The 1,205-nt window shown below is 73.7% G+C and carries 1 protein-coding gene; it reads right to left on the reverse strand.

Annotation, left to right across the window (positions count from 1 at the left end; translation table 11 throughout):
- Positions 1 to 1,139, reverse strand: a 1,139-nt coding sequence (locus tag QSK03_RS32890) for an integrase core domain-containing protein (protein WP_285660044.1), incomplete at its 3' end; no start/stop codon positions are given.
- Positions 1,140 to 1,205 lie beyond the last annotated feature (66 nt).

Here is a 1,205-nt window from a genome sequence, read left to right on the forward strand (position 1 = left end):
CCGTCGGGGGTGTAGACGGTGATGTGGTCGCCGTCGCGCAGCACGGTGATGGTGTGGCCGGCGAGGTGGCGTCCGAGCAGCATCGAGGCGGGTCGCCCGCCGTGGGGTGCGGCGAGGGTGACCACCCCGTTGGCGGCCACCGTGCGGTGGGCCACGGTGGCGTCGTGTTGGCGGGGTAGGTCGCCGGGCCCGCCGTGGGCGGGGGCGGCCTGCCAGGCCTGGGCGGGGGTGCGGATCCCGGGGCGGGCGATCGCGGAGTGGCGCCGCTGCTGGTTGTAGTGCTCGCGGACGGTCTCGAGCCGGGCGGCGAGCTCGGCGGCATCGGCGGGCAGCTCGGGCCAGTGGTGGGCGAGCAGCTTCTTCGCGGTCTGGTGCAACCGCTCGTTCTTACCCAGGGTCTGGGGGTGGTACGGACTGGAATGGATCACCGCGGTGCCCCACCGGTCGGCCAGCGCGGCCGCGAACCCACCGACCCGGGTGGTGTCCCCGCCGTGGCGGTGGCGATGCGGGTGGGCGAACGCGGTGCCGTTGTCGGCGAGCACCAGCGCGGGCGCTCCCCAGCCGGCGACCGCGGCGGTCATGGCCTCGATCGCGCCGGTGATGGTCTCGGCGTCGGTGACGTGGCTGGCCACCCACACCCGGGAGGCGTCGTCGATGACATCGAAGGCCACCGCGTGCGCGCCGCCGGCGAGCTGGTGGACGGTGGCATCGATCTGGTAGCAGTCGCGTGGGCGGGCGTAGCTGAACCGTCGATACGAGCTCTTCGGTCGCTTGGCCGGGTTCTTGGCCAGCAGCCCTTCCCGATCCAGCACCCGGTTGATCGTGGCCCGCGAGGGCACCGTGAACCCCCCGCCCGCCCAGTCCGGCTCGAGGGCTCGGGCCTCGAGCCCGTCGCGGATCGAGTCCGCCCCGTTGTCCGGGGCCAGCGACGCCCGCAACCGACGAATCTCGGCGACGACCTCGGGCGGGGTCGCGCTCGGCGAGGACCGTGGACGCCGCGAGCGCGGCGTCCACGACCCCTCGGCCCGGACCCGTTCACGGTGCCGGAACAACGTCCGCGGGTTCACGCCGTTGACCCGGCACCACTCGGCGATGTTGTCCGGGCCCTGCCCGTTGGTCGCCTCCAGCATCGCGTCCATCAGTCGCATCCTGGCCTGCCGCTTCCCCGCCATGGGCACACCCTCGGCGATGATCAGGCGACACAT

Source organism: Actinomycetospora sp. NBRC 106375 (assembly GCF_030269665.1).
Classification (GTDB): Bacteria; Actinomycetota; Actinomycetes; order Mycobacteriales; family Pseudonocardiaceae; genus Actinomycetospora.